This window comes from Streptomyces sp. NPDC014623, assembly GCF_043088245.1.
In the GTDB taxonomy this organism is placed as follows: Bacteria; Actinomycetota; Actinomycetes; order Streptomycetales; family Streptomycetaceae; genus Streptomyces.
Map to the genome: position 1 here is coordinate 296615 of NZ_JBIBZU010000002.1, position 20935 is coordinate 317549.

Here is a 20935-nt window from a genome sequence, read left to right on the forward strand (position 1 = left end):
GGTCAGACCGTCCCGGGCAGCCCGTACGCGTCCGCGATGAGCTCGTAGGAGCGCAGCCGGGCCTCTCCGCCGTGCGCGTTGGCCGTGATCATCAGCTCGTCCGCGCCGGTGCGCTCGGCCAGGCCGTCCAGACCGCTGCGGACCTCGTCCGCCGTGCCGTGGACGATGTCCTTCAGCCAGCCGTCGACGAACTCGCGCTCCATGGGGCTGAAGTCGTACGCCTCGGCCTCCTCGGGGCTGGGCACGAGGCCGGGGCGCCCGGTGCGCAGCCGGAGCATGGACAGCGCGCCGGTCAGCACCTGGCGCCTGGCCTCACGCTCGTCGTCGGCGGCCAGCGCCGCGACCCCGATGAGTGCGTAGGGGGCGTCGAGCACCGCGGAGGGCTTGAAGGACTCCCGGTACAGGTCCAGGGCCGGCACGGTGTTCCGGGCCGAGAAGTGGTGGGCGAAGGCGAAGGGCAGACCGAGCACACCGGCCAGCCGGGCGCTGAAGCCTGAGGATCCCAGCAGCCATACGGGCGGACGGGCGGGCGACTGGACGCCGCCGGGCGACGTGGCCTGCACGGGCCCGGGGACGGCGTGGATGCGGGCGTAGGGATGCCCGTCCGGGAAGTCGTCGTCCAGGAAGCGGGTCAGCTCGGCCAGCTGCTGCGGGAAGTCGTCGGCTCCCTCGTTCAGCCGGTCCGTGCGGCGCAGGGCGGCGGCCGTGGCGCCGTCCGTGCCGGGAGCCCGGCCCAGGCCGAGGTCGACACGGCCGGGGGCCATCGCCTCGAGGGTCCCGAACTGTTCGGCGATCACCAGCGGGGCGTGGTTGGGCAGCATCACTCCGCCGGAGCCGAGCCTGATGCGCCCGGTGTGGGCGGCCAGGTGGGCGAGGATCACGGCGGGGGACGACGAGGCCACACCGGGCATGGAGTGGTGCTCGGCGACCCAGAAGCGGTGGAACCCGCGGTTCTCGGCAAGCTGGGCGATGTCCACGCTGGTGCGCAGGGCCTGGGTCGCCGTGCGGCCCTGGCCCACGGTCACCAGGTCGAGCACGGAAAGGGGCACGGAGGCCGTCCCGCCCGCTGTGCCGCGAATCTGGTCGCCTCGGTTCTCGTCCACGTGTTCGGCCTCTCCGGTGCTGCGTTCTGTGTACCGGAGGATGCCAACAGGAGGATGGCTCCGCTTATTCCCCGGGGACTGCCCCGGCCCTCACTCCCGCACCTCGATGCCCCGGGGTTCGGTCGCCCCCGGCGGCGGCTCCCGCGTGGCGAACAGGGTGCCGAGGGTGGGGGCCCAGATGCGGCGCTCGGCCAGCCGGAGTCCTTCCCAGACCGCCACCTGGTTGGCGGTGAGGACCGGCTTGCCGAGGAGTTCCTCCAGCTCGGGCACGTGCGCGGCGGTGTGCAGCGCGTTGTCGGGGAGCAGCACCACCTCGGCGTCCGGGTGGTCCCCCGCCACGGCCAGTTCCTTCACGAGGTCCACGTCGGCGGCGGCGGCCTGCGACGCCGTGACGATGCCGCCGCCCCGGACGGAGGTCACCCCGACCCCTCCGGACTCCAGGAAGCCGGCGAAGAGCGCGGCGATGTCCTCGGAGTAGGTCGCGGCGACCGCGACCCGGGAGGCGCCCAGTTCGCGTACCGCGTGGACGAAGGCGACGGACGTGCTGGAGGCGGGCAGGCCGGCCGCCCTGGCCAGCCCTGCGGCCTGCTCGTGCGCCCCGTCCCAGCCGTAGGCGAAGCTGCCGCCCGAACAGGCCCAGACCAGCGATTCGGCGCCGGCCATCCGCAGTTCCTCGACACCGGCGTTCAGGCGCTCGGGCGCGCCTGCCGCCCTCAGGTTCTCGGCCCGGCGGGCGTCCTCGTCGATGTCCGTGTGGAAGAGCGGCACTCTGATGTCGCTGTCGAGCATGACCTCGATCCGCGGGAAGTCGTCCTCCGCGGCGTGGCCCGGGTAGAGAAGTCCTACGGTCGTCATGTCCATCCTTCCGGGGTGTCCGGATGTCCTGCCGGCATCCGTCCGGATGTCCTGCCGGCACTTCTGTCACCGCTGCCCCTGCCTGGGACAAGTATTCCCCTTATCGGCCCGTACCGCCGCCCGCGACAGCGGTGACCAGCGGTTTTCCCCGAGGGCGCCAGGCCCTGTTGACGGGCGTGCGCCCCGGTGCCAACGTGGTCGGTCCTGATGACCACTCCCGTGATCCTCGTCCTGGACACCGACCCGTCACCGCGCCTGGGCCGGCTGACCGGCCGGGCCACCGTCCGGTACGCCGACGAGCGGACGCTGGCCGGGCAGCTGCCGCACGCGGACGTGCTGCTCGTCTGGGACTTCACCTCCGACGCCGTCCGCGAGGCCTGGCCGGGCGACGGGCCGCGCCCCCGCTGGGTGCACACGGCGAGCGCCGGGGTGGACCGGCTGCTCTGCCCGGAGCTGGCCGCCTCCCCCACCGTCGTCACCAACGCCCGGGGTGTGTTCGAGCTGCCCGTCGCCGAGTACGTCGCGGGGCTGGTGCTCGCCTTCGCGAAGGACCTTCCGCGCACCCTGGAGCTCCAGCGGCAGCACCGGTGGCGCCACCGGGAGACCCGGGCACTCGCCGGCAGTCGCGCGGTGGTCGTCGGAGCGGGTCCCGTCGGGCGGGAGATCATGCGGCTGCTGCACGGACTGGGCGTCCAGGTGGCGCTCGTGGGGCGTACGGCACGGCGCACGGTCCACGGCGTCGAGGACCTGGACCGGCTGGCGGCCGGTGCGGACTGGGTGATCGGCGCGGCCCCCCTGACGGACGCCACGCGCGGGATGTTCGACGCGCGCTTCTTCGGGCTGCTCCAGCCGTCCGCCCACTTCGTCAACGTGGGGCGCGGTCCGCTGACCGTCGAGGAGGACCTGGCCGACGCGTTGCGCAGGCACTGGATCGCGGGCGCGGCGCTCGATGTGTTCCAGGAGGAACCGCTGGGCCCGTCCAGCCCGTTGTGGGACGTGCCGGGCCTGCTGGTCTCCCCGCACATGAGCGGGGACACGGCCGGCTGGCGGGACCGCCTGGGCGAGCAGTTCGTCTCGATGTACGAGCGCTGGGCAGCCGGTGAGCCGCTCCCCCACATCGTGGACACCGCACGCGGTTACGTGCCCTCCCCGGACGCCTCCGCCTGACACCTCGGCATGACGGCCGGTCATGAACCGCTGGACGGCGGGAGACACGCCCCGCGCACCGGCCGTCGCCCTCCGCCGATGAGGAGATACGGGAAGGTCACCCTCCGGCCACCGTTCGGTTACATGGAGCCGCTTGCTGCATAGGAGTCCTGGATCGGGCAGGTACTCACCCTGTCCGGACTGTTCGGCACCCTCATCTCTCCAGGAGACCTCGAACCATGGCTGACTTCCCTCACCTGTCCCGTCGGAGCTTCTTCAATCGAACGGCAGCCGTGGGAGGTCTGCTCGTCGTCCCCGGTCTGCTCTCCGCCTGCAGCAAGACCGACGCGGGCGCCGCCGACGGCGAGGGCGCGCTCGACAAGCTCCGCAAGCAGGGTTTCGTGCGGGTCGCGTACGCCAACGAGGCCCCGTACGGCTACATGGAGGGCAAGGAGCTCAAGGGTGAGGCCCCCACCCTGCACCGGGAGATATTCAAGGCGCTCGGAGTCGACGAGCTGAAGCCCACCCTCTCGGAGTGGGACGGCCTCGTCCCCGGCCTGCAGGCGGGCAAGTACGACGTGGTCAGCGCGGGCATGGCCATCACTCCCGAGCGCTGCGCCAACGCCCTCTTCTCGGAACCGGAGTTCATCTCCCCCACCGCCCTGATGGTACGGAAGGGCAACCCGAAGAAGCTCACGGACCTGGCCTCCGCGAAGACCGCGGGGGCCACCGTCGGCGTGATGTCCGGGGCGGTGGAGGGCTCGTACGCCGAGGGCGCGGGCATCGCCGAGGGGAAGATCAAGACGCTGCAGAAGCCGCAGGACGGTGCGGACGCCGTCAAGGGCGGCCGGATCGACGCCTTCCTGCTCACCGGCATCTCGCTGCGCTGGCTCGCGAAGACCAACCCGGACACCGAGGTCACCGAGGCCTTCGTCCCCGAGCTGAACGGCAAGAAGCAGTTCTCACCGGGCGGCGCGGTGTTCCGTCAGGGCAACGAGGATCTGCGGGACGCCTTCAACCGCGAGCTGAAGAAGATCGTCTCGGACCGGTCCCGTTACGTGGAGCTGCTGCGGGACTACGGCTTCGGTGCCACGGAGATCCCGCCGGCCACGCTCAGGACAGCCGACCTGTGCAAGGGCTGACGAGGGCGGAGCACACACCGTATGAGTGACTTCTTCTCCACACTCCTCGACGAGTTCCCCCAGGTCGGGTCCGGCCTGTGGGTGACGCTGCAGGCCACTGTCCTGGGCGCCCTGTTCGCCCTGCTCCTGTCGTTCGTCCTCGGCCTGGCCGCAGGCAGCGGACTGCTCCTGGTGCGGGGGGTCTCCCGGACCGTCGTGGAGTTCTTCCGCGGCACCTCGCTCTACATCCAGCTGTTCTGGCTCTACTACGCGATGCCGCAGCTGACGGGCTACGAACTGACGCCCATGCTCTGCGGTGTCGTCGCCTTCGGCCTGAACTACGGGGCGTACGGCTCCGAGGTCGTGCGGGGCGCGGTCAACTCCGTGCCGCGCGCCCAGTACGAGGCGGCGGTGGCACTGAACATGACGCCCTTCCACCGGATGCGGAAAGTGATCCTCCCCCAGGCCTGGGTCCAGATGATCCCGTCCTTCACCAACCTCCTGATCCAGCTGCTGAAGTGCACACCGCTGCTCTGGCTGATCTCCGCGGCCGACCTGATGACCGTGATCCAGCAGATCCGCGACCGCACGGGTGAGAGCCTCACCGCCTATCTGACGCTGCTGGCCGTCTACTTCGTCCTCGCCTACGCGCTGACCCTGCTGATGAACCTGCTGGAGCGGGCCGCCAAGCGGCGGCTCGGCCTGCACACCGGCACCAGGAGCCTGCTGAGGACACGCAGTGCGGAGCCCGTCCCGACGGCCGGAGGCGCCCGGTGAACACATTCGACCGGGAGGCCGTCGAAGACGCCCTCCCCCTGCTGCTCGAAGGATTCCGGGTCACCCTGCTCGCGACCGTGCTCGGCACGCTCGTGGCCGCGGTGCTCGGCCTGGCGATCGCCGTGGCCGGGCGGGCGCCGTCCCGCCTCGTGACCGTGCCCGTGAAGGCGGTGATGGAGTTCATCCGCTCCACCCCGCTGCTGGTCCAGCTGGTCGGCGCGGCGGCCGTCTTCACCTCGGTGGAGCCCCTGACCATCGGCATCGTGGTCCTGGGCGTCCACTACGCCACCTACACCTCCGAGGTGTACCGGGCCGGGATCGACGGTGTGCCCAAGGGCCAGTGGGAGGCCTGCCGGGCGCTCTCGATGTCCCCGCGGCGCACCTGGCAGGCGGTGATCCTGCCGCAGGCGGTGCGCAACGTGCTGCCCGCCCTCGGCAACTACGCCGTCTCGATGTTCAAGGAGACCCCGTTCCTCGCCGTGATCACCGTGCAGGAGATGGTCTTCGAGGCCCGGAAGTACGGAGCCGACCACTTCGCGTACACCGAGGCATTCACGCTCGCGGGACTGGTCTTCCTGGTCGCGAGCTACCCCACCTCGCTGCTGATGAGAAAGCTGGAGAAGCGCCTTGGCCACTGACCCTGCCCCCCTGAAGGAACCCGCGGACCGGGCTCCGGCCACCGGGACGACCGGTGTGGAGCCGCTGGTGCGCTTCGACAAGGTCGTCAAGCGCTACGGCGACCACGTGGTCCTGGACGAACTCGACTTCACCGTGCGGCGCGGCGAGCACGTCACGCTGATCGGGCCGAGCGGCTCCGGCAAGACCACCATCCTGCGGCTGCTGATGACGCTGGAGAAGGTCAGCGACGGCGTGATCTGGGTGGACGGCTCGCCGCTGTCCCACGTGCGCAGGCCGGACGGCTCACTGAAGCCGGCGGGCGAGAAGCAGCTGCGTGAGTCCCGGAAGAAGATCGGGATGGTCTTCCAGCAGTTCAACCTCTTCCCGAACATGAAGGTGCTCCAGAACATCACCGAGGCGCCGGTCAACGTCCTCGGCATGGACCGTGAGCTGGCGGAGGGGCGGGCCCGCGAACTGCTCGACCTGGTCGGGCTCTCCGGGAAGGTCGACGCACACCCCTCCCAGCTCTCCGGCGGCCAGCAGCAGCGGGTGGCGATCGCGCGCGCACTGGCGATGCGGCCGGAGATCCTGCTCCTCGACGAGGTGACGTCGGCGCTCGACCCCGAACTCGTCGCCGGGGTGCTGGAGCTGCTGAGCGACATCGCCAGGACCACCGACATCACCATGCTCTGCGTGACCCACGAGATGAATTTCGCCCGTGACGTGTCCAAGAAGGTCCTGATGTTCGACGCGGGACGGGTCGTGGAGTCCGGGACGCCGGAGAAGATGTTCACCGACCCCGAACACGAACGGACGCGCGAATTCCTCAACGCGGTGCTGTGACCACGCCGTCGGCGTGACGCCGACGGCTCCGGTGCATGCCGGACGGACACGCCCCGGCCGACGGGGCCGGCGCGGCCGCCTCCCCCGGCACCGGATCGCACGGCTGACCTCGCGGACGATCACGAGCGGGAAGGTGCTCTTCTCGAAGCCGGACAGCCGGCCGGCCGCGGCGCCGGTGCTCGACCTGTGGGAGTACGCCATGGGCACGGCGTGCGCGGCCGTGCCGCTGACGGCGGGCTCCTCGGCCGGGTGCCTGGCCCTCTCCCTGCCGATCGGGCACGCGCACCGGCTGCGGGGCGGCAGCCGCCACGCCGGACCGGCGTGCGGCGCCGGTCCTCCTGCCGCTGCCCCCCTGAGCCGGTGCGGGTCCGCGGACGCCGCGGGCGAGTGGCCCCGGCGCTCCCCCGCTCGGTACACATGTGAGGCGCGGACCCGCAGGTCAGGGGCGGGACCGCGCGTTCCGGCGGGCGTTCCCGGCCCTCGTGGGCGCGTGTCATCAGCACCCCTGAGGACCAGGTATTATTTTCGAGTCAGCAGGCGCCGTTAGCTCAGTTGGTTAGAGCAGCTGACTCTTAATCAGCGGGTCCGGGGTTCGAGTCCCTGACGGCGCACCGACACCACAGTGGGCGGTCTCCCTCCGAGGAGACCGCCCACTGTGTTCGTGCCGTGCCTCGTGCCGCGCTCGATCAGAACTTCACGTCGGAGCACGCGTAGAACGCGTTGGCGGTGTCGGCGACGTTCCAGACCGCCAGGATGACGTGCTTGCCCGTCTTCTGGGTGGGCATCGAGCCCTGGTGGGTCAGCGTCGCCGGGGGCTGCTGGTTCCCGTACGGCACCGTCATGAACGGCTGCGACTCCAGGGCCGCCCTGGTGAGCGGCTTGGTGGAGTCCCAGCCGTTCTTGGTGATGTAGTAGCGGAAGTCACTCGTGGAGTGCCGGGCGGTGAACTGCCAGCGGAAGCTGTAGCCCTGCCCCGCGGTGACCTGGGTGGCGGGCCAGTTGCCGCCCCGGGGGTCGTCGAGCTGAGCGAAACCGCTGTTCCCGCCGGCGCAGATCCTGCCGTCCGCCGGTCCTGCCGCCGGGAAGCCCTTGGGCCCCTCGACGCTCTGCGGCTCCCACTGGATGTTGCCGCAGCCGGAGACGGTGCCGTTGGCACAGAGCTTCTGCCGGCTGATGGGGGAATCCGTGTAGCCGTGGCTGCTGGCGCTGCCGGTCGCGAACATGGAGACGCCCGCTATCGCCAGGCCGATGACGGCCGCGCTTGCCCTTTTCCGCATGCTGTGTCGCTCCTCGAGAACGTGGGGGATGTTCTGGGGATGTTCTGAGCCGTGCTGCGCGCCTCACTGTGCGGTCTAGACCAAGTCCAGATTATTGACGCGACATGAACATGTCCAGACCAATGTGGACCGGGTTTCGCGCGCACTCCCGTGCGGCCGGAAGCGGTCAGACCCTCTCCCCGCCGCTCCGGCCGGTGTAGAAAGCCACCGTCAGATCCCTGACCAGGGACTTGTGTTCGTAGTCGTCGAGCTCCACGATGCCGCGTGCCGTCAGCCGGCCGACCGTGTCGTCCACCGCGTCGATCACGGAGGTCAGCACCCCGTCCCGGTGCTTCGCGTCGATGGCCGCCACCCGGCACCGCTGCATCGCCGCCGCGACCTCGGGGGCGTACTCGATCCCGGTCGGCTGCGCGGAGTACACCTCGATGCCCACGGGCACGCAGTCCGCCTTCACCATGCGGGTCAGCGCGTCACCCACCGCCTCCGCGTCCCGCAGGGTGCGGGTCTCCTCGTGGAAGGCGTCGGCGGGCAGCTGCGAGAGCACCCGGGCCAGTGCGGCCTCCACCTGGTCGCGCAGATACCGCTCGTGGTCCGCGACACCGAGCGTGGCCCGCGCGGTGTCCGTCACCCGCCAGACCACGAGGACCACGGCCCGCAGCGCGGTGCCGCTCGCGTCCACGGCGGGCAGCGGCTCACTGCGCCAGTGCCGCAGGCGTACGTCGACCCTCCGGCGCCGCAGGAGCGGGGAGATCCACAGGAGGCCGGTGCGCCGGACGCTGCCGCGGTAGTCGCCGAAGAGCGTCAGCACCGAGGCGTGTCCGGCCCGGCCACGCCCCAGGCCGTGGAGCGCGAACAGCGCCACGGCCGCCGACAGCGCGAGCAGGGCCCAGCCCTCGGTGCCGATGCCGTGGTGCCGGCCCTCCCCGAGCCCGAGCCGGCCGGTCACGGCGGCGGGCAGCGCGCCCTGCCACCACAGCACGGCGAGTGCGCCGGCCGTCCCGGCGGCAGCGGTGAGCAGCGCGGCCCAGCCGGGCAGCACGGGGCCGGGCCGTTCGGTGAGCCGGGGGTCGGCGAGGGGTGCGGGCCGGGTGGGGCCCTGCCGCCAGGGGGACCGCGGCGAGGGCGGACGGCGGCCACCGGGCCGCTGCGCGGCACCGCGGCCTGCGCCGCCCGTGCCGGTGAGCCTGCCGCCGCGCTCGTCGTCGCGGTGGGACAGGTGTACGGGCGCGGTGGTCCCGGAGGGGAGGCCGGGCTGCCGGTGCCCGGAGCCGTGCCAGGTGGCCGGGTCCGCGGCACCGACGGCGAGGGCCACCGAGGCGAGCTCCCTGTCGTCGGACGACAGGGCCCCGCCGGACACGGGCTTCCGGGGAGCCGGCGCCCCGCCCCCCTGACCCGCCGGGGCGGGCCGTGCCGGGCCCGCCTCCGCGCCGATGCCGGCGACCGCCTCCGGCAGTGTCAGCGGACCCGGCGTCGGGTCCAGGCCCGGCGCCGGCGGTTCCGGGGCGCGCACGGGCTCGGGCTCCGTACCTGCGTCCGCGTCCGCGTCCGGGCCCGCGTCCGGGCCCGTGCCCGTGTTCGCGTCCGGTTCCGCCACGTCCAGGGCCGTGTCCGAGTCCAGGTCCAGGTGCGGGTGCAGGTCGACGACCCCGCCGCCGGCCGGGGCGGTCCGGCCGACCCCGGCCACCGCGTCCAGGGCGGGCCCCAGGTCCGCCGGGATGTCCTCGTCCTCCACCGCGGGGGGCGCGTCCACCGCTGCCGGCGCGTCCTCCGCCGCGGCCCCCGCGGGCGCCGGCTCCGCCCCGCCGGCGGGCTCCGGCATCCCCGCCCCGCCCGTCTCCGTCACGGCCGGCACCTCGGCCGGCCTCTCCTTCGGCGTGTCCCCCGCACCGGGTCCGGGCAGGACCGTCCGCGCGCCCCGCTCGCCCAGCTCGTCCCATTCGCCCCGTACATCCTCGATGAATCGCATGTCCGCCTCCGTCATGTCCGTTCCGTCACTTCCGCCGTCACGTGAAGAGCCGCCGCCACGTCTCCGGCCCCGGATGTCCGTCGGCCGCGCTCCCGCTCCAGCCCTGGGCGCGCTGGAACGCCTCGACGTTGCGGCGGTCCGCCTCCGTCCAGCGGGGTCCCGGGCCCGCCGCGTAGTGCGTGCCGTATCCCTTCTCCACCAGCCGGGCACCGAGCCGTTCGACGTGGGCACCTGCCTGACCCGGCCGGAAGTAGCTCCTCCCCGGGTACGCCACGGGCCCGCCCGCGTCGCCGCCGGAGGCAGCGGGGATCCTGTGCCCGGTGCCCGTGACCAGCAGCTTCCAGGTTTCCGGGCCGGGGATGCCGTCCGCGTCCCCGCCCCTCCACCCCTGCGCCAGCTGGAACGCCCGCGTCGCCCGCCTGTCCGCGTCGCTCCAGCGCGGCCCGGCGCCCTCCTCGTGGAAGCGCCCGCCGCCCTGCGCGACGAGGAGCCGCCCGAGCCGGGTCACGTACGCGTTGTCCGTGCCCGGACCGAACGCCGCGGCCCCGGGGAACGGGCTCGCCGCGCCGCTCCCGCCCGTGCCGCTGACGACGCCCTTGTAGCGGTAGGCCACGTATTTCGAGGAGTCGCTCCAGTACGCCATCGGCATCGTCACCTTGCGCGCGTGCGGGCGGGCCAGCTCGTACGCGAGGTAGTGGCCGCGCGTGCTGCCGGCCCAGCCGCCGAAGACCGTGACGTGCGATCCCGGCCCCGGGTCGGCCGGATCGTGGAAGAGGAGGATGTCGCCGGGCTCCAGGTCGGTCCGGGCGATCTCCGTCCCGAAGCGGGCGAGGCTGCCGGTCCACTCGTTCGCGCCGAGGCCCCACACCATGGACACGAAGCCGGAGCAGTCCTGCCGGTATCCGTCCTGCCGGTACGCCGTCATGTCGTACGGGACCTTCGCCGTCACCCACGCCTGCGCACGCTCGACGATCTCGGCCCGGGTCGTCGTGCGCGACGCCGTGCCGGGTACGGGGGACGGCTGCGGGGCTCCGCCGTCGCGCAGGGGGCCCGCCGGGCCCTGCGGGGTGACCGGCCGCGGATCGGCCACCGTGTCGGCACGGGCACCCCGCGCACCGTGCGCGGCGGCCTGGCCCGCCCCGCAGGACAGCGCCATTCCCGCCGCGGTGAGCAGCACCAGCGCCCGCCGCACGCCGTGCGCGGCGGGGTGCCCGCCGCGCACGGGCAGCTCGGCGTCCGTACGACGCCGCCGGGCGCAGCCCGGACAGCCGCAGTCGGCGGCGGGCTCGTACTCTTCGAAGAGCGGCACAGGCATACGACTCCTCTTCCTCGGAAGCCGTCCAGATCTTCCGCGTCTCAGCTTTCCGGAGTGCCCCATGGTGACGGATTAAAGGGACAAAACGACCATCCGACAGGCCGTGGCGGAGGAGAATTGGTCAGGAGCACCCCTGCGCATCAGGTAATGTTTTCCAGGTCAGCAGGCGCCGTTAGCTCAGTTGGTTAGAGCAGCTGACTCTTAATCAGCGGGTCCGGGGTTCGAGTCCCTGACGGCGCACGCAGCAGCGAGGCCCCCTCACCGAGTGTGAGGGGGCCTCGCTCTTGTGCGTTCAGGTGCGGGCGTCGCTCCGGGGCGCCGCCGTCAGATACGCGGAGACGACGACGTTGGCCGTGTAGGCGCGGGCCTCGCGGTCGTACGTACCGCCGCAGGTGATCAGCCGGAGCTCGGCCCGCCCGTCCTCGCGCGGCCCGTAGGCCTTCTGCGCGTCGAAGCGTTCCCGGGTGAGGACCTGGACGTCGTCGACGGTGAATTCGGCGGTCCTCCCGTCGGCCCGGCTCACCCGGACCTTCTCGCCCGGCCGCGCGGTGCTGAGCGCGTGGAAGACGGCGGGTTCCGTCCCGGTGTCGACGTGGCCGACGAGGAGCGCCGTTCCCTCCGCGCCGGGTTCCGTGCCCTCGGCGTACCAGCCGACGGCGCCGGGCGTCTCGAACGGCGGGGGTTCGATCGCCCCCTCGGCGTCCAGTCCGCGCCGCACGACGGTCGCCTCGATGCCGAGGGAGGGGATCTCGACCCGCTGCGGCACGGCGCCGTCGAGCGGGTCGTGCGCCGGGGGCAGCGGCACGCCCAGGGGCCGGCCGACCGCCGCCACGTCACCGGTCGTCGGGGCCGAGTGGCCGACGGTGGCCGCACGGCCCCACACCCACAGTCCCAGCAGGAGAACGGCCCATGCGACGCCGGTCAGCAGGCGTCCTGTCCCGGCGGGACGCTCCGGGGCGGCCACGTCAGTGCCGGGCCCGGCGGCGGCGTCGCACGCCGCGGAACGCGACGGTGACGGCCGCGACGGCGCCCAGCGCGAACCCGCTCACCGCGTGCCGGGTACCGGGGCCCTCGTCGGCCGCGGTCTCCTCGGCGAGCATCGCGGTGCCTCCGCCGCCGGCCCGTACGGGGGCGACGGGCGAGGGGCGGCCGCGAGGGACGACGGCGACCGTGCCCACGGCCCGGCCGTGGCCGTCCTCGCAGGTCACCCGGGCCTCGTGGCCGCCGGGGGCGGCGCCGGGCCGGATCCGGGCGCCGGCGACGAGGTCCCTGTCGCCGCCCGGCCGGAAGCGCACCCCGGAGACGGACGCCTCGGAGTCGCCCCGGGCCGGCCCGCCCTTGCCGCAGACACCGCCCCGGAGTTCCACCTCCCCGCCCGGCGGGACACGGGACGGGGCGGCCGGAGCCGGCCCGGAGCTCCGGCCGTCCCTGGAGTGGCCGGCCTCGGGGGCGGCCTGCGCGGCGTACGCGGGAAGGGTCATCGTCCCGGCCACCGCTGCGGCACAGAACGTGAGGGGCAGTGAGCGCATCGTAAACCTCCTGGGGGAAGGTTCACGCGTCAGGCGGCACCCCGCATCCGCTGTGGCCCGGTCGGGTCACACCGACGGCAGGTCGACCAGGTCGACGAGGTCCGCGATGGAGTCGACGACGGTGGAGGGCCGGAAGGGGTACCGGTCCATGTCGGCCTCCGTGGTCAGGCCGGTGAGGACCAGGAAGGTCTGCATCCCCGCCTCCAGGCCGGCGAGCACGTCGGTGTCCATCCGGTCGCCGATCATGGCGGACGTCTCGGAGTGGGCGCCGATGGCGTTGAGCCCGGTCCGCATCATCAGCGGGTTCGGCTTGCCCGCGAAGTACGGCGCCTTGCCGGTGGCCTTCGTGATCAGCGCGGCGACCGAACCGGTCGCGGGCAGCGGGCCCTCGGCGGACGGCCCGGTCTCGTCCGGGTTGGTGCAGATGAAGCGGGCGCCGCCGTTGATCAGCCGGATCGCCTTCGTGAGCGCCTCGAAGCTGTAGGTCCGGGTCTCGCCGAGGACGACGTAGTCGGGCTCGTGGTCGGTGAGGACGTAGCCGATGTCGTGGAGCGCGGTGGTGAGCCCGGCCTCGCCGATGACGTACGCGGTGCCGCGCGGCCGCTGGTCGTCCAGGAACTGGGCGGTGGCCAGGGCCGAGGTCCAGATGTTCTCCACGGGCACGTCCAGCCCCATGCGCTTGAGGCGTGCGTGCAGGTCGCGGGCGGTGTAGATGGAGTTGTTGGTGAGGACGAGGAACGGCAGTCCGGAATCCCGCAGCCGCTTGATGAAGGCGTCGGCCCCGGGGATCGGTGTGCCCTCGTGGATGAGGACGCCGTCCATGTCGGTCAGCCAGGATTCGATCGGCTTGCGCTCTGCCATGTGACGGGCTCCTGCCGTACGCACTGTGCACTCGGGGTGCTGGACGCCGGCGGCACCGCACTGTGCAGCGCCGGCGCCCCGATATTAGGCCGCCCCGCCCGCCGCACGGAACCGGCCGATCACGCGGCACCCGTGCCACCGGCTCAGTGGTGGCCGCCGCGCAGCCGCCGGGCGTGGATCACGGCCGCGGCCCCGGCGAGGACGAGCGCCCCGGACGTGAGACCGGCCCACAGGGTGCGGGCCTGGCCGGTGCGGGCGAGGCCGGGCACGTGGGCGCCCTCCGCGTCCGGCACGGCCTCGGTGTCCTCGGGCGCTTCGGGGCCGCCCTCGACGATGGCGAAGGAGTACGCGGCCGACTCCCCCACCCAGTCCCCGTCGGCCGCCTCGCCCGCCTGTCCGGCGTCACTCCCGGCGGTGCGGCGCTGGACGACGGCGGCGCGCGCCGTGACCTCTGCGGGCCGGGTGTCGGAGGTGAACGCCATCCGGACCTCGACCGTCACGGTCTTCTTCGCGGGGACGGTGAAGCCGGGGAAGTCGTCCTGCTCCCCGCTGCCGAACACGCCGATCTGCTCGTCGCGCTCGGTGGACTCCCAGCTGACCCGGTGTTCCTCGCCGGGGTGCGCCCGCTCGGTGAACTCCAGCTGGATCTGCTCGGCCGCCAGGGTCCGGTCCTCGTCGGTGAGCACCAGGACGGGGTGGATGGAGCGGCACGCCCCGGAGGTGGTGTTCGTCAGGTCGAGGTACCAGGTCCCGTAGCCGCCGCCGGAGGCATAGATGTCGGGGCCGCCGTGGATCCGTGTCTCGATGGGGAAGTGCTCGCCGTCCGGATCACCGCAGGTGGGCAGCTCCGGGCCGGTGACGGCCACGGTCCCGGTCGCGGCGGGGGCGGTGACGGGGACGGCGATGGCGGCCGGGACACCGAGGAGGCCGGCGGGGACGACCAGTCCGGCGGCCAGTCCGAGACGGGCCAGGGCGCGGCCGTCGCGCAGCCGTGCGGGGGGTCTGGTGGGCATGGGGGGCACCCTTCGCTGCTCGCGTACGGCCGGGGCGGAGAGCCACCGGTTGTCGCGGCGGCGCTGCCCCTGTGTGCCGGTCGGTCTCAGTCCGTGACGCTGCCACGCGCGCGCGAGGGGCCGCCACCTGCCGACGGTGTGCACCGCCCGTTCGGGCGGCGTGATCCGCTCGAACGGGTCCGTCCGGTGGCGCGGAGGCACTCGGCCCCGTACGTCCGGCGGCGCGGGGGCGGCGAAGGGGTCCGGGCCGCCGTCAGCCCCGTACGCCGCCGTCCTCGCCGGCCCTCCCGAAGAGCGGGGCGAGGACGAGCTGGGCCGCTCCCTCCGCGACGGGGCGGTCGCCGCCGCCGGCGACGGTGACGGGTACGGCGGCGGTGGCGCCCTCCCGCCGGGCCCGCTCCTCGATGACGGCGCGGACCCCCGTCACGTAGGCGGCCTCGTGGGCGGCGACCGTACGGCCCCCGAGGACGACCCGGTCGATGTCGAGCAGCCCGACGAGGTTGGCGGCGCCCGCTCCGAGGATCCTGGCCGCCCCGGCGACGTCACCGCGGGCGGCGGCGGCGAGGCAGAGCGCCTCGATGCAGCCTCGTCCGCCGCAGTCGCAGGGGGGTCCGTCCAGCTGGACGGTCTGGTGGCCGAATTCCCCGGCGCCGGTGCGGGCTCCCCGGTGCAGGGCCCCTCCGAGGACGAGCCCGGCGCCGAGGCCGGTGCCCAGGTGGAGATAGGCGAAGTCGGCTCCGGCGCGTCCGCGCAGGGCGAGGCCGAGGGCGGCGGCGTTGGTGTCCTTGTCGACGACGACGGGCAGCCCCGTCTCCCGGGCGAGGGCGTCGCGCAGCGGGTAGCCGTCCCATCGGGGGAAGCCGGTGACCCGGTGCAGCACCCCGCTCCGGTGGTCCAGCGGGCCCGGCAGCGCGGCACCCACGCCGAAGACCTGCCGGGCTGCGGGACCGGGGGCCCGGGGGCCCGCCGTCCGGACCGCCCGCACCGCGTGGGCGGCGGTGGCGAGGACCTCGGCGGCCGGGGCACCGAGGTCGAGCGGGAAGGCGCGGGTCGCGACCGTGGTGCCGGCGAGGTCGGCCAGGACGGCGGTGAGCTCGTCGCGGTCCAGGTGGAGCCCGACGGCGTATCCGGCGTCCGGGACCAGCCGCAGGACGGTGCGGGGTTTGCCGCCCGTGGAGGCGAGGCGGCCGGCTTCGGCCGCGAGGCCCTCCGCGCGGAGCCTGGCGGTGATCTTGCTGACGGCCTGCGGGGTGAGCCCGGTGCGCTCGGCGAGCTCCAGCCGGCTGATGCCCCGCTCACCGGCCACGCGCAGCAGGTCGAGGACGAGCGACGCGTTGTGGTGGCGCAGAGCCGGCAGATTCGCCCCGCCGCTCCCGCTGTTGCTCCTGTTCACCGCACCATTGTCTCCATCGCTTGCACTTTGGCAACAGCGTTGCTTAAGTGGGTCGCATGACTGCCAACGCTCCTCTTCGCGTCGGGCTCGTCGGCTACGGCCTGGCGGGTTCCGTCTTCCACGCCCCGCTGGTCTCCGCGACCGAGGGCCTCGTCCTCGACACGGTCGTCACGTCGAACGAGGAGCGGCAGGCGCAGGCCCGGGCCGAGTTCCCCGGCGTGCGCCTGGCGGCCTCGTCCGACGAGCTGTGGCCGCGTGCGGACGAGCTGGACCTGATCGTGATCGCCTCGCCGAACAGGACCCACGTCCCGCTCGCGAGGGCCGCGCTGGAGGCGGGGCTTCCGGTGGTCGTGGACAAGCCGCTCGCCGGCACCTCCGCGGAGGCCCGTGAGCTGGCGGCGCTGGCCGCGGAGCGGGGGCTGCTGCTCTCGGTCTTCCAGAACCGCCGCTGGGACAACGACTTCCTCACGCTGGCCGGCCTGGTCGAGGACGGTGAGCTCGGTGAGGTGCAGCGCTTCGAGTCCCGTTTCGAGCGGTGGCGTCCGCAGCTGAAGGGCGGCTGGCGCGAGTCGGGCGACCCGGAGGAGATCGGCGGGCTGCTGTACGACCTGGGCAGCCATGTCGTCGACCAGGCACTCACCCTGTTCGGGCCGGCGGTGCAGGTGTACGCGGAGTCGGACGTGCGCCGCCCCGGTGCGGCGGCCGACGACGACACCTTCATCGCGGTCACGCACGCCGGCGGGGTGCGCTCGCATCTGTACGTGAGCGCCACGACGGCGCAGCTCGGCCCCCGCTTCCGGGTGCTCGGCTCGAAGGCGGGCTATGTGAAGTACGGCCTGGACCCGCAGGAGACCGCGCTGCGTGAGGGCGCGCGTCCGGTGCCGGGGAAGCCGTGGGGCGAGGAGCCAAAGGAGCTGTGGGGCCGGATCGGTTCCGGGGAGTCCCCGCTGACCGGCGGCGGCGACCTGGTCCGCACGCTGCCGGGTGACTACCCCGCGTACTACGCCGCCGTGGCCTCCGCCCTGCGTGGCAGGGGCGGGAACCCGGTGACGGCGCTCCAGGCCGCCGCGGCGCTGGACGTCCTGGAGGCGGCGCGGCGCTCGGCCCGCGAGGGCGTGTCCGTGACCCTTCTTCCCCACCACGACGAGGAGCAGCACGCATGAGCACCGGTGCGCCGACCATCTCCGAGCTGATCGCGCAGGAGCGGCGTCTGACGCTGCCGCGTTTCGGCCACGACGACGCGTACGCCCTGGGCGGCCTGCTGGTGGCCCTGGCCCGTGAGCGGCACGCCCCGGTCGCGATCGACATCCGGCGGGGCGCCCAGCAGCTGTTCCACGCCGCGCTGCCGGGTTCGAGCGCGGACAACGACGCCTGGATCGACCGTAAGCGGCGGGTGGTGGAGCGGTACGGGGAGAGCTCCTACCTGGTCGGTACGCGGTTCCGGGCGAAGGGCACCACGTTCGAGGAGTCCTCGCGGCTGGACCTGGACACGTATGCCGCTCACGGCGGTTCGTTCCCCCTCGCGGTGGAGGGAGCGGGGGTGATCGGCTCGGTCACGGTGTCGGGTCTGCCGCAGGCCGAGGACCACGCGCTGGTGGTGGAGGCCCTGGAGCAGTTCGTGACGCGCGCCCGGACCTGAACGCGCGGCGCGGCCGCCGGGACCTCCCGGCGGCCGCGCCTCGTCCTACGCGTCCTCGAGCCGCTGGCGCTGCCGCCCCAGCCCCTCCACCTCCAGCTCCACGACGTCTCCGGCCCGGAGGTACGGCTTCGGCTCGGGCCTGCCCATGGCCACGCCCGCCGGGGTGCCGGTGTTGACGACGTCGCCCGGGTAGAGCGTCATGAAGTGGCTCAGGTAGCGCACGACCTCGCCGACGGGGAAGATCTGCCGGGCCGTCGTGCCGTCCTGCTTCAGCTCCCCGTTGACCCACAGCCTGAGCGGCAGCGCCTGCGGGTCGGGCACCTCGTCCGCGGTGACGAGCCAGGGGCCCAGCGGGTTGAAGGTCTCGCAGTTCTTGCCCTTGTCCCACGTGCCGCCGCGCTCGATCTGGAACTCCCGTTCGGAGACGTCGTGCGAGGTCGCGTATCCGGCGACGTGCCCGAGCGCCTCCTCGGCGGAGTCCAGGTAGCGGGCGGTGCGGCCGATCACGACGGCGAGTTCGACCTCCCAGTCGGTCTTCCGGCTGCCGCGCGGCACCAGGACGGTGTCCTCGGGGCCGACGACGGTGTCGGGGGCCTTGAAGAACAGGATCGGCTCGTCCGGGATCGCCGCTCCGGTCTCGGCGGCGTGGTCGTGGTAGTTCAGCCCGATGCACACGATCTTGCCGATCCGGCCCAGGGGCGGCCCGATCCGCAGGCCGTCCGCCGCGAGCGGGGGCAGGACGTCGGGTGTCCGGGCCGCTTCCCGCAACCGGTCCAGCGCCGAGGCGTCGGCGAGGAGTTCGCCGTCGATGTCGGTGACGAGGCCCGAAAGATCCCGCAAGGTCCCGTTACGGTCAAGCAGTGCGGGCCGTTCCGCGCCCGCCGTACCCACTCGAAGAAGCTTCAACGGTCCATCTCCCCTTGGTCGAGGTCGAGCCCGTCGATGGGTTGCGGCCAGCGAAAGGCTCGGCTGATCCTCCAAGACATCCGATCACTCCGCAAGACCCTGTTCACGCACTGGACCCCGGGTGCTCAGACGGCCGGCGCGACGGCGGCCTCGGCTGCCGGGGTCTCCCGGTAGAGGTACGCGCGCTCGACGGCGGTCCAGGTGGTGCTCGTGACGATGTACAGAGCCGCGGCGAGGGGCACGAAGGCCACGGAGAAGAGGGTCAGGAAGGACATCAGCGGCATGACCTTCGTCATGGCGCCCATGCCGGGCACGGGCTGTCCGTCCGGTCCGGTGGCCGGTGTCATCGGGTTCGCCGCCATCTGCCGCTTGGTGCGGCCGTAGTTGAAGGTGGCGACGGCGGCGACGAGCACGAAGAGCGCGAGGTAGACCAGGCCCTGCTCACCGAAGGGACCGCCATCGGCGAGCGCGTCGTGCCAGCGCTCGCCGAGCGGGGCGCCGAAGAGTTCGTGGCCGAGCAGTGAGTTGGGTTCGCCGCCGATGTCCCGGCTGGAGAAGAGGTGGTAGAGCAGGAAGAAGGCGGGCATCTGGAGCAGGCTCGGCAGGCAGCCGGAGAGGGGCGAGACCTTCTCCTTCGCGTGGAGCTCCATGAGCGCCTCCTGCATCCGGTCGGGGTTCCTGGCGTGCTTCTTGCGCAGCTCCGCGATCTGCGGCTGGAGCTTGGTGCGGGCCTTCTGCCCGCGCGCCGCCGCCCGCGAGAGGGGGTGGACGGCGAACCGTACGAGGGCGGTGAACAGGACGATCGCGGCAGCGGTGGAAGCGTGCTGGAAGAGGGGCTGGAGCAGGTCGGCGAGAGCGCCGACCAGGCTCGCGAAGGCGGACATGAAAGCGGACATGGGTGAGCCCTCCGGGGGTCTCGTCGTGCCGGGGAGTACGTGACTCGGCAGGACGACCCGCGCAGGAGGCCGTGGAAGGTGTGCCCTCTACGCGCCTCTACGCGGCCGTCAGGAGGGCGGCCCCGGGAGCCCGGGGCCTGGTGCGTCCCCGGGCGTCGGGGTCCCGTTGCGGGAGGAACGCGGTGCGCTTCTCGCGGTCCCGGATGGCGGTGCGCACTCTCGTACGGGGCACTGGAGCCGCGCAGCGGGCGCTGATGACGGAACAGGCCAGGAGCGCCGAGCCCGCGGCCGCGGTGGCGGCGAGCGTGACGGCGGCGGAGAGGCTGCCGCCTTCGGCGAGGAGGACCTCGGTGAGGAACAGGACGAGGAACGCGGCGGGGCGCACGAGGCGGGCGACCGCGCGGCGTACACGGTTCATGGCGTCGTCCACCGGCCCTCCCCCTTCGCTCCGTGTCGTTCGTGCCCTTCAGCCGTTATACACGATCGGCCTCCAGCGGCTGAAGGAGCCGCCGGGGGCGGGCAGCGCACGGCTGCCGGGAGCGCCGGGCCGGCTCGGCCGTTCCCGCGGGAGCACCGGGTGTTCTCCCCGCCGTCCCGCGGCCTTCATCAGCGCTCGGGCCCACTCCCTCTCACCTCGCACCCGTCCCGCAGTACCGTGTGCTCCATGCGCCCCGACACGCCTGCCGACCACATCACCGAAGCCGAGCGCCTGCTGCGCACCGCAGCGCAGTACCCCGAGGACCACGAACCGCTGTTCCTCCAGGCCGCGGCCCATCTGGAGCTCGCCGGTGAGCGCGCCCGCGCGAGCACCCTCTACGACGAGCTGCTCGGCTCCGCCGACAGCGGCATCGATCACCCGTATCTGGTCAAAGCACTCAAAGCGGCCAACCTGTGGGAGTACGGCCACGAGGCCGAGGCCCGCGCGATCATCGACGGCATCCGCGCCGCCGGCCCGCTCGAAGCGGCGCCGTGGGAGATCGCCGCGGAGACGCTCGAAGCGCACGACGAGCTGGAGGCGGCCCACGACTTCTTCTCGACCGCGCTGACACTGCTCATCGCACCGGGCGAGGACGTCCCCTACCCCACCCAGTCGCTGCTGACCGGGCGGCACCGGGTACGCAGGCTGATGGGTGTCGCCCATGACGCGTGGGACGAGCTGGCCGACACGCTGCACACCGCCGCCGTCCCCCTCGACGAGCTGCACGACCCGAAGCGTCTGTGGTCCCTCGGTTCCTCGGACCCGGGCGAGCTGCAGGCGGAGATCACCCGTCTCCGTGCCGAACTGGGCACCTACCGCAGTGCGTTGTCCCGTCCGTTCCCCGTCGCGGTGCTGCACTGGCCCGAGGGCGAGCTGCGCGAGCTCCTCACCGCCTACCCGGAGCTCTCCCAGGAGTACGTCTCGCACGAGGACCATCTGGCGCGTCTGGAGGCGGCGTTGCGGGACCTGCATGCGGCGGGCACGCCGAATCTCGGCATCGTGACGGGCACGGTCCCCTCCTACGAGGCGTTCGCCGCGTCGGAGGCCGCGTCCCCGTCCGATCCGGACCTGCTCCCCCAGTACGCCACGACGCTCGCGGCCCGCGGCCGCGCCGTGCCGTGGCCCCCGCAGCGCAGCGCGGCGTGCTGGTGCGGCTCGGGGCGTCCGTACCGCGGGTGCCACGGCGCGGGCTGAGGAAG

The 20935-nt window shown here is 73.2% G+C and carries 21 protein-coding genes, 2 tRNA genes and 1 pseudogene; 11 read left to right on the forward strand and 13 right to left on the reverse strand.

Annotated features, from left to right (window positions below; genetic code table 11):
* Positions 1-2: 2 nt before the first annotated feature.
* Both ACF1FZ_RS05345 and ACF1FZ_RS05350 read right to left on the reverse strand, forming a co-directional pair.
* Positions 3-1103 carry an LLM class flavin-dependent oxidoreductase gene (locus tag ACF1FZ_RS05345; protein WP_391772030.1) on the reverse strand — a complete coding sequence of 367 codons (1101 nt, stop codon included), beginning with the start codon at positions 1101-1103 and terminating at the stop codon, positions 3-5.
* 90 nt (positions 1104-1193) lie between these two features.
* Positions 1194-1958: a decarboxylase gene (locus ACF1FZ_RS05350; protein ID WP_391772031.1), complete on the reverse strand. Its 765-nt coding sequence runs from the start codon at positions 1956-1958 to the stop codon at positions 1194-1196.
* A 207-nt stretch (positions 1959-2165) separates the two neighbouring features.
* On the opposite strand from ACF1FZ_RS05350, the gene ACF1FZ_RS05355 reads away from it, so the two are divergent.
* The 7 genes and pseudogenes from ACF1FZ_RS05355 (at position 2166) to ACF1FZ_RS05385 (ending at position 7074) form a co-directional block, all read left to right on the forward strand.
* Positions 2166-3125, forward strand: a complete 960-nt coding sequence (locus ACF1FZ_RS05355) for a D-2-hydroxyacid dehydrogenase (RefSeq protein ID WP_391772032.1) — start codon at positions 2166-2168, stop codon at positions 3123-3125.
* 218 nt (positions 3126-3343) lie between these two features.
* Complete coding sequence (ehuB, locus tag ACF1FZ_RS05360; RefSeq protein WP_391772033.1) at positions 3344-4246, forward strand: ectoine/hydroxyectoine ABC transporter substrate-binding protein EhuB; 903 nt, start codon at positions 3344-3346, stop codon at positions 4244-4246.
* Between the two features lie 21 nt (positions 4247-4267).
* Entirely contained in the window at positions 4268-5002 is a 735-nt protein-coding gene (gene ehuC, locus ACF1FZ_RS05365) for an ectoine/hydroxyectoine ABC transporter permease subunit EhuC (RefSeq protein WP_391772034.1), read from the forward strand.
* Positions 4999-5640 (forward strand): ectoine/hydroxyectoine ABC transporter permease subunit EhuD, encoded by a 642-nt coding sequence (gene ehuD, locus ACF1FZ_RS05370; RefSeq protein ID WP_391772035.1) that lies wholly within the window; start codon positions 4999-5001, stop codon positions 5638-5640. Before ehuC ends, ehuD begins: the two co-directional genes overlap by 4 nt.
* Positions 5630-6463 carry an ectoine/hydroxyectoine ABC transporter ATP-binding protein EhuA gene (gene ehuA / locus ACF1FZ_RS05375; RefSeq protein WP_391772036.1) on the forward strand — a complete coding sequence of 278 codons (834 nt, stop codon included), beginning with the start codon at positions 5630-5632 and terminating at the stop codon, positions 6461-6463. Before ehuD ends, ehuA begins: the two co-directional genes overlap by 11 nt.
* Before the next feature lie 61 nt (positions 6464-6524).
* Positions 6525-6819 (forward strand): annotated as a pseudogene (locus tag ACF1FZ_RS05380) (IclR family transcriptional regulator); the annotation flags it as partial.
* A 181-nt stretch (positions 6820-7000) separates the two neighbouring features.
* A tRNA-Lys gene (locus tag ACF1FZ_RS05385) sits at positions 7001-7074 on the forward strand.
* Between the two features lie 75 nt (positions 7075-7149).
* Here the strand turns inward: ACF1FZ_RS05385 and ACF1FZ_RS05390 are convergent.
* The 3 genes from ACF1FZ_RS05390 to ACF1FZ_RS05400 form a co-directional block, all read right to left on the reverse strand.
* A complete protein-coding gene (locus ACF1FZ_RS05390; protein ID WP_391772037.1) occupies positions 7150-7740 on the reverse strand; it encodes a lytic polysaccharide monooxygenase in 591 nt (196 codons plus the stop codon).
* Positions 7741-7906: 166 nt separating this feature from the next.
* The gene (locus tag ACF1FZ_RS05395; protein WP_391772038.1) at positions 7907-9706 is read right to left on the reverse strand and encodes an SPFH domain-containing protein; all 1800 of its coding nucleotides are present in this window, start codon (positions 9704-9706) and stop codon (positions 7907-7909) included.
* A 37-nt stretch (positions 9707-9743) separates the two neighbouring features.
* Complete coding sequence (locus ACF1FZ_RS05400; RefSeq protein ID WP_391772039.1) at positions 9744-11021, reverse strand: peptidoglycan-binding protein; 1278 nt, start codon at positions 11019-11021, stop codon at positions 9744-9746.
* A 166-nt stretch (positions 11022-11187) separates the two neighbouring features.
* Between ACF1FZ_RS05400 and ACF1FZ_RS05405 the strand changes: the two genes are divergently transcribed.
* Positions 11188-11261, forward strand: a tRNA-Lys gene (locus tag ACF1FZ_RS05405).
* Between the two features lie 52 nt (positions 11262-11313).
* On the opposite strand, the gene ACF1FZ_RS05410 is transcribed toward ACF1FZ_RS05405, so the two are convergent.
* The 5 genes from ACF1FZ_RS05410 to ACF1FZ_RS05430 all read right to left on the reverse strand — a co-directional run bounded on the left by ACF1FZ_RS05410 (position 11314) and on the right by ACF1FZ_RS05430 (position 15817).
* The gene (locus tag ACF1FZ_RS05410; protein WP_391772040.1) at positions 11314-11985 is read right to left on the reverse strand and encodes a class F sortase; all 672 of its coding nucleotides are present in this window, start codon (positions 11983-11985) and stop codon (positions 11314-11316) included.
* Between the two features lies 1 nt (position 11986).
* Complete coding sequence (locus tag ACF1FZ_RS05415) at positions 11987-12550, reverse strand: hypothetical protein (protein WP_391772041.1); 564 nt, start codon at positions 12548-12550, stop codon at positions 11987-11989.
* Between the two features lie 66 nt (positions 12551-12616).
* Positions 12617-13411 carry an HAD-IIA family hydrolase gene (locus tag ACF1FZ_RS05420; protein ID WP_391772042.1) on the reverse strand — a complete coding sequence of 265 codons (795 nt, stop codon included), beginning with the start codon at positions 13409-13411 and terminating at the stop codon, positions 12617-12619.
* A 143-nt stretch (positions 13412-13554) separates the two neighbouring features.
* Positions 13555-14424, reverse strand: coding sequence for a hypothetical protein (locus ACF1FZ_RS05425; protein ID WP_391772043.1), 870 nt, complete (start codon positions 14422-14424; stop codon positions 13555-13557).
* 253 nt (positions 14425-14677) lie between these two features.
* Positions 14678-15817, reverse strand: a complete 1140-nt coding sequence (locus tag ACF1FZ_RS05430) for an ROK family protein (RefSeq protein ID WP_391772044.1) — start codon at positions 15815-15817, stop codon at positions 14678-14680.
* Between the two features lie 56 nt (positions 15818-15873).
* Here ACF1FZ_RS05430 and ACF1FZ_RS05435 point away from each other — a divergent pair, with 56 nt between their 5' ends.
* Positions 15874-16980: a Gfo/Idh/MocA family oxidoreductase gene (locus ACF1FZ_RS05435; RefSeq protein WP_391772045.1), complete on the forward strand. Its 1107-nt coding sequence runs from the start codon at positions 15874-15876 to the stop codon at positions 16978-16980.
* A complete protein-coding gene (locus tag ACF1FZ_RS05440) occupies positions 16977-17456 on the forward strand; it encodes a heme-degrading domain-containing protein (RefSeq protein ID WP_391772046.1) in 480 nt (159 codons plus the stop codon). The genes ACF1FZ_RS05435 and ACF1FZ_RS05440 overlap by 4 nt, the downstream gene beginning before the upstream one ends.
* A 45-nt stretch (positions 17457-17501) precedes the next feature.
* Here the strand turns inward: ACF1FZ_RS05440 and ACF1FZ_RS05445 are convergent, their stop codons facing one another.
* From ACF1FZ_RS05445 to ACF1FZ_RS05455, 3 genes are all read right to left on the reverse strand, one after another.
* Entirely contained in the window at positions 17502-18362 is an 861-nt protein-coding gene (locus ACF1FZ_RS05445; protein WP_391772047.1) for a fumarylacetoacetate hydrolase family protein, read from the reverse strand.
* Between the two features lie 125 nt (positions 18363-18487).
* Positions 18488-19258 carry a YidC/Oxa1 family membrane protein insertase gene (locus ACF1FZ_RS05450; RefSeq protein WP_391772048.1) on the reverse strand — a complete coding sequence of 257 codons (771 nt, stop codon included), beginning with the start codon at positions 19256-19258 and terminating at the stop codon, positions 18488-18490.
* Positions 19259-19355: 97 nt separating this feature from the next.
* Positions 19356-19676, reverse strand: a complete 321-nt coding sequence (locus ACF1FZ_RS05455) for a DUF6412 domain-containing protein (protein ID WP_391772049.1) — start codon at positions 19674-19676, stop codon at positions 19356-19358.
* 246 nt (positions 19677-19922) lie between these two features.
* On the opposite strand from ACF1FZ_RS05455, the gene ACF1FZ_RS05460 reads away from it, so the two are divergent.
* Entirely contained in the window at positions 19923-20930 is a 1008-nt protein-coding gene (locus ACF1FZ_RS05460) for an SEC-C domain-containing protein (protein ID WP_391772050.1), read from the forward strand.
* Positions 20931-20935: the final 5 nt, after the last annotated feature.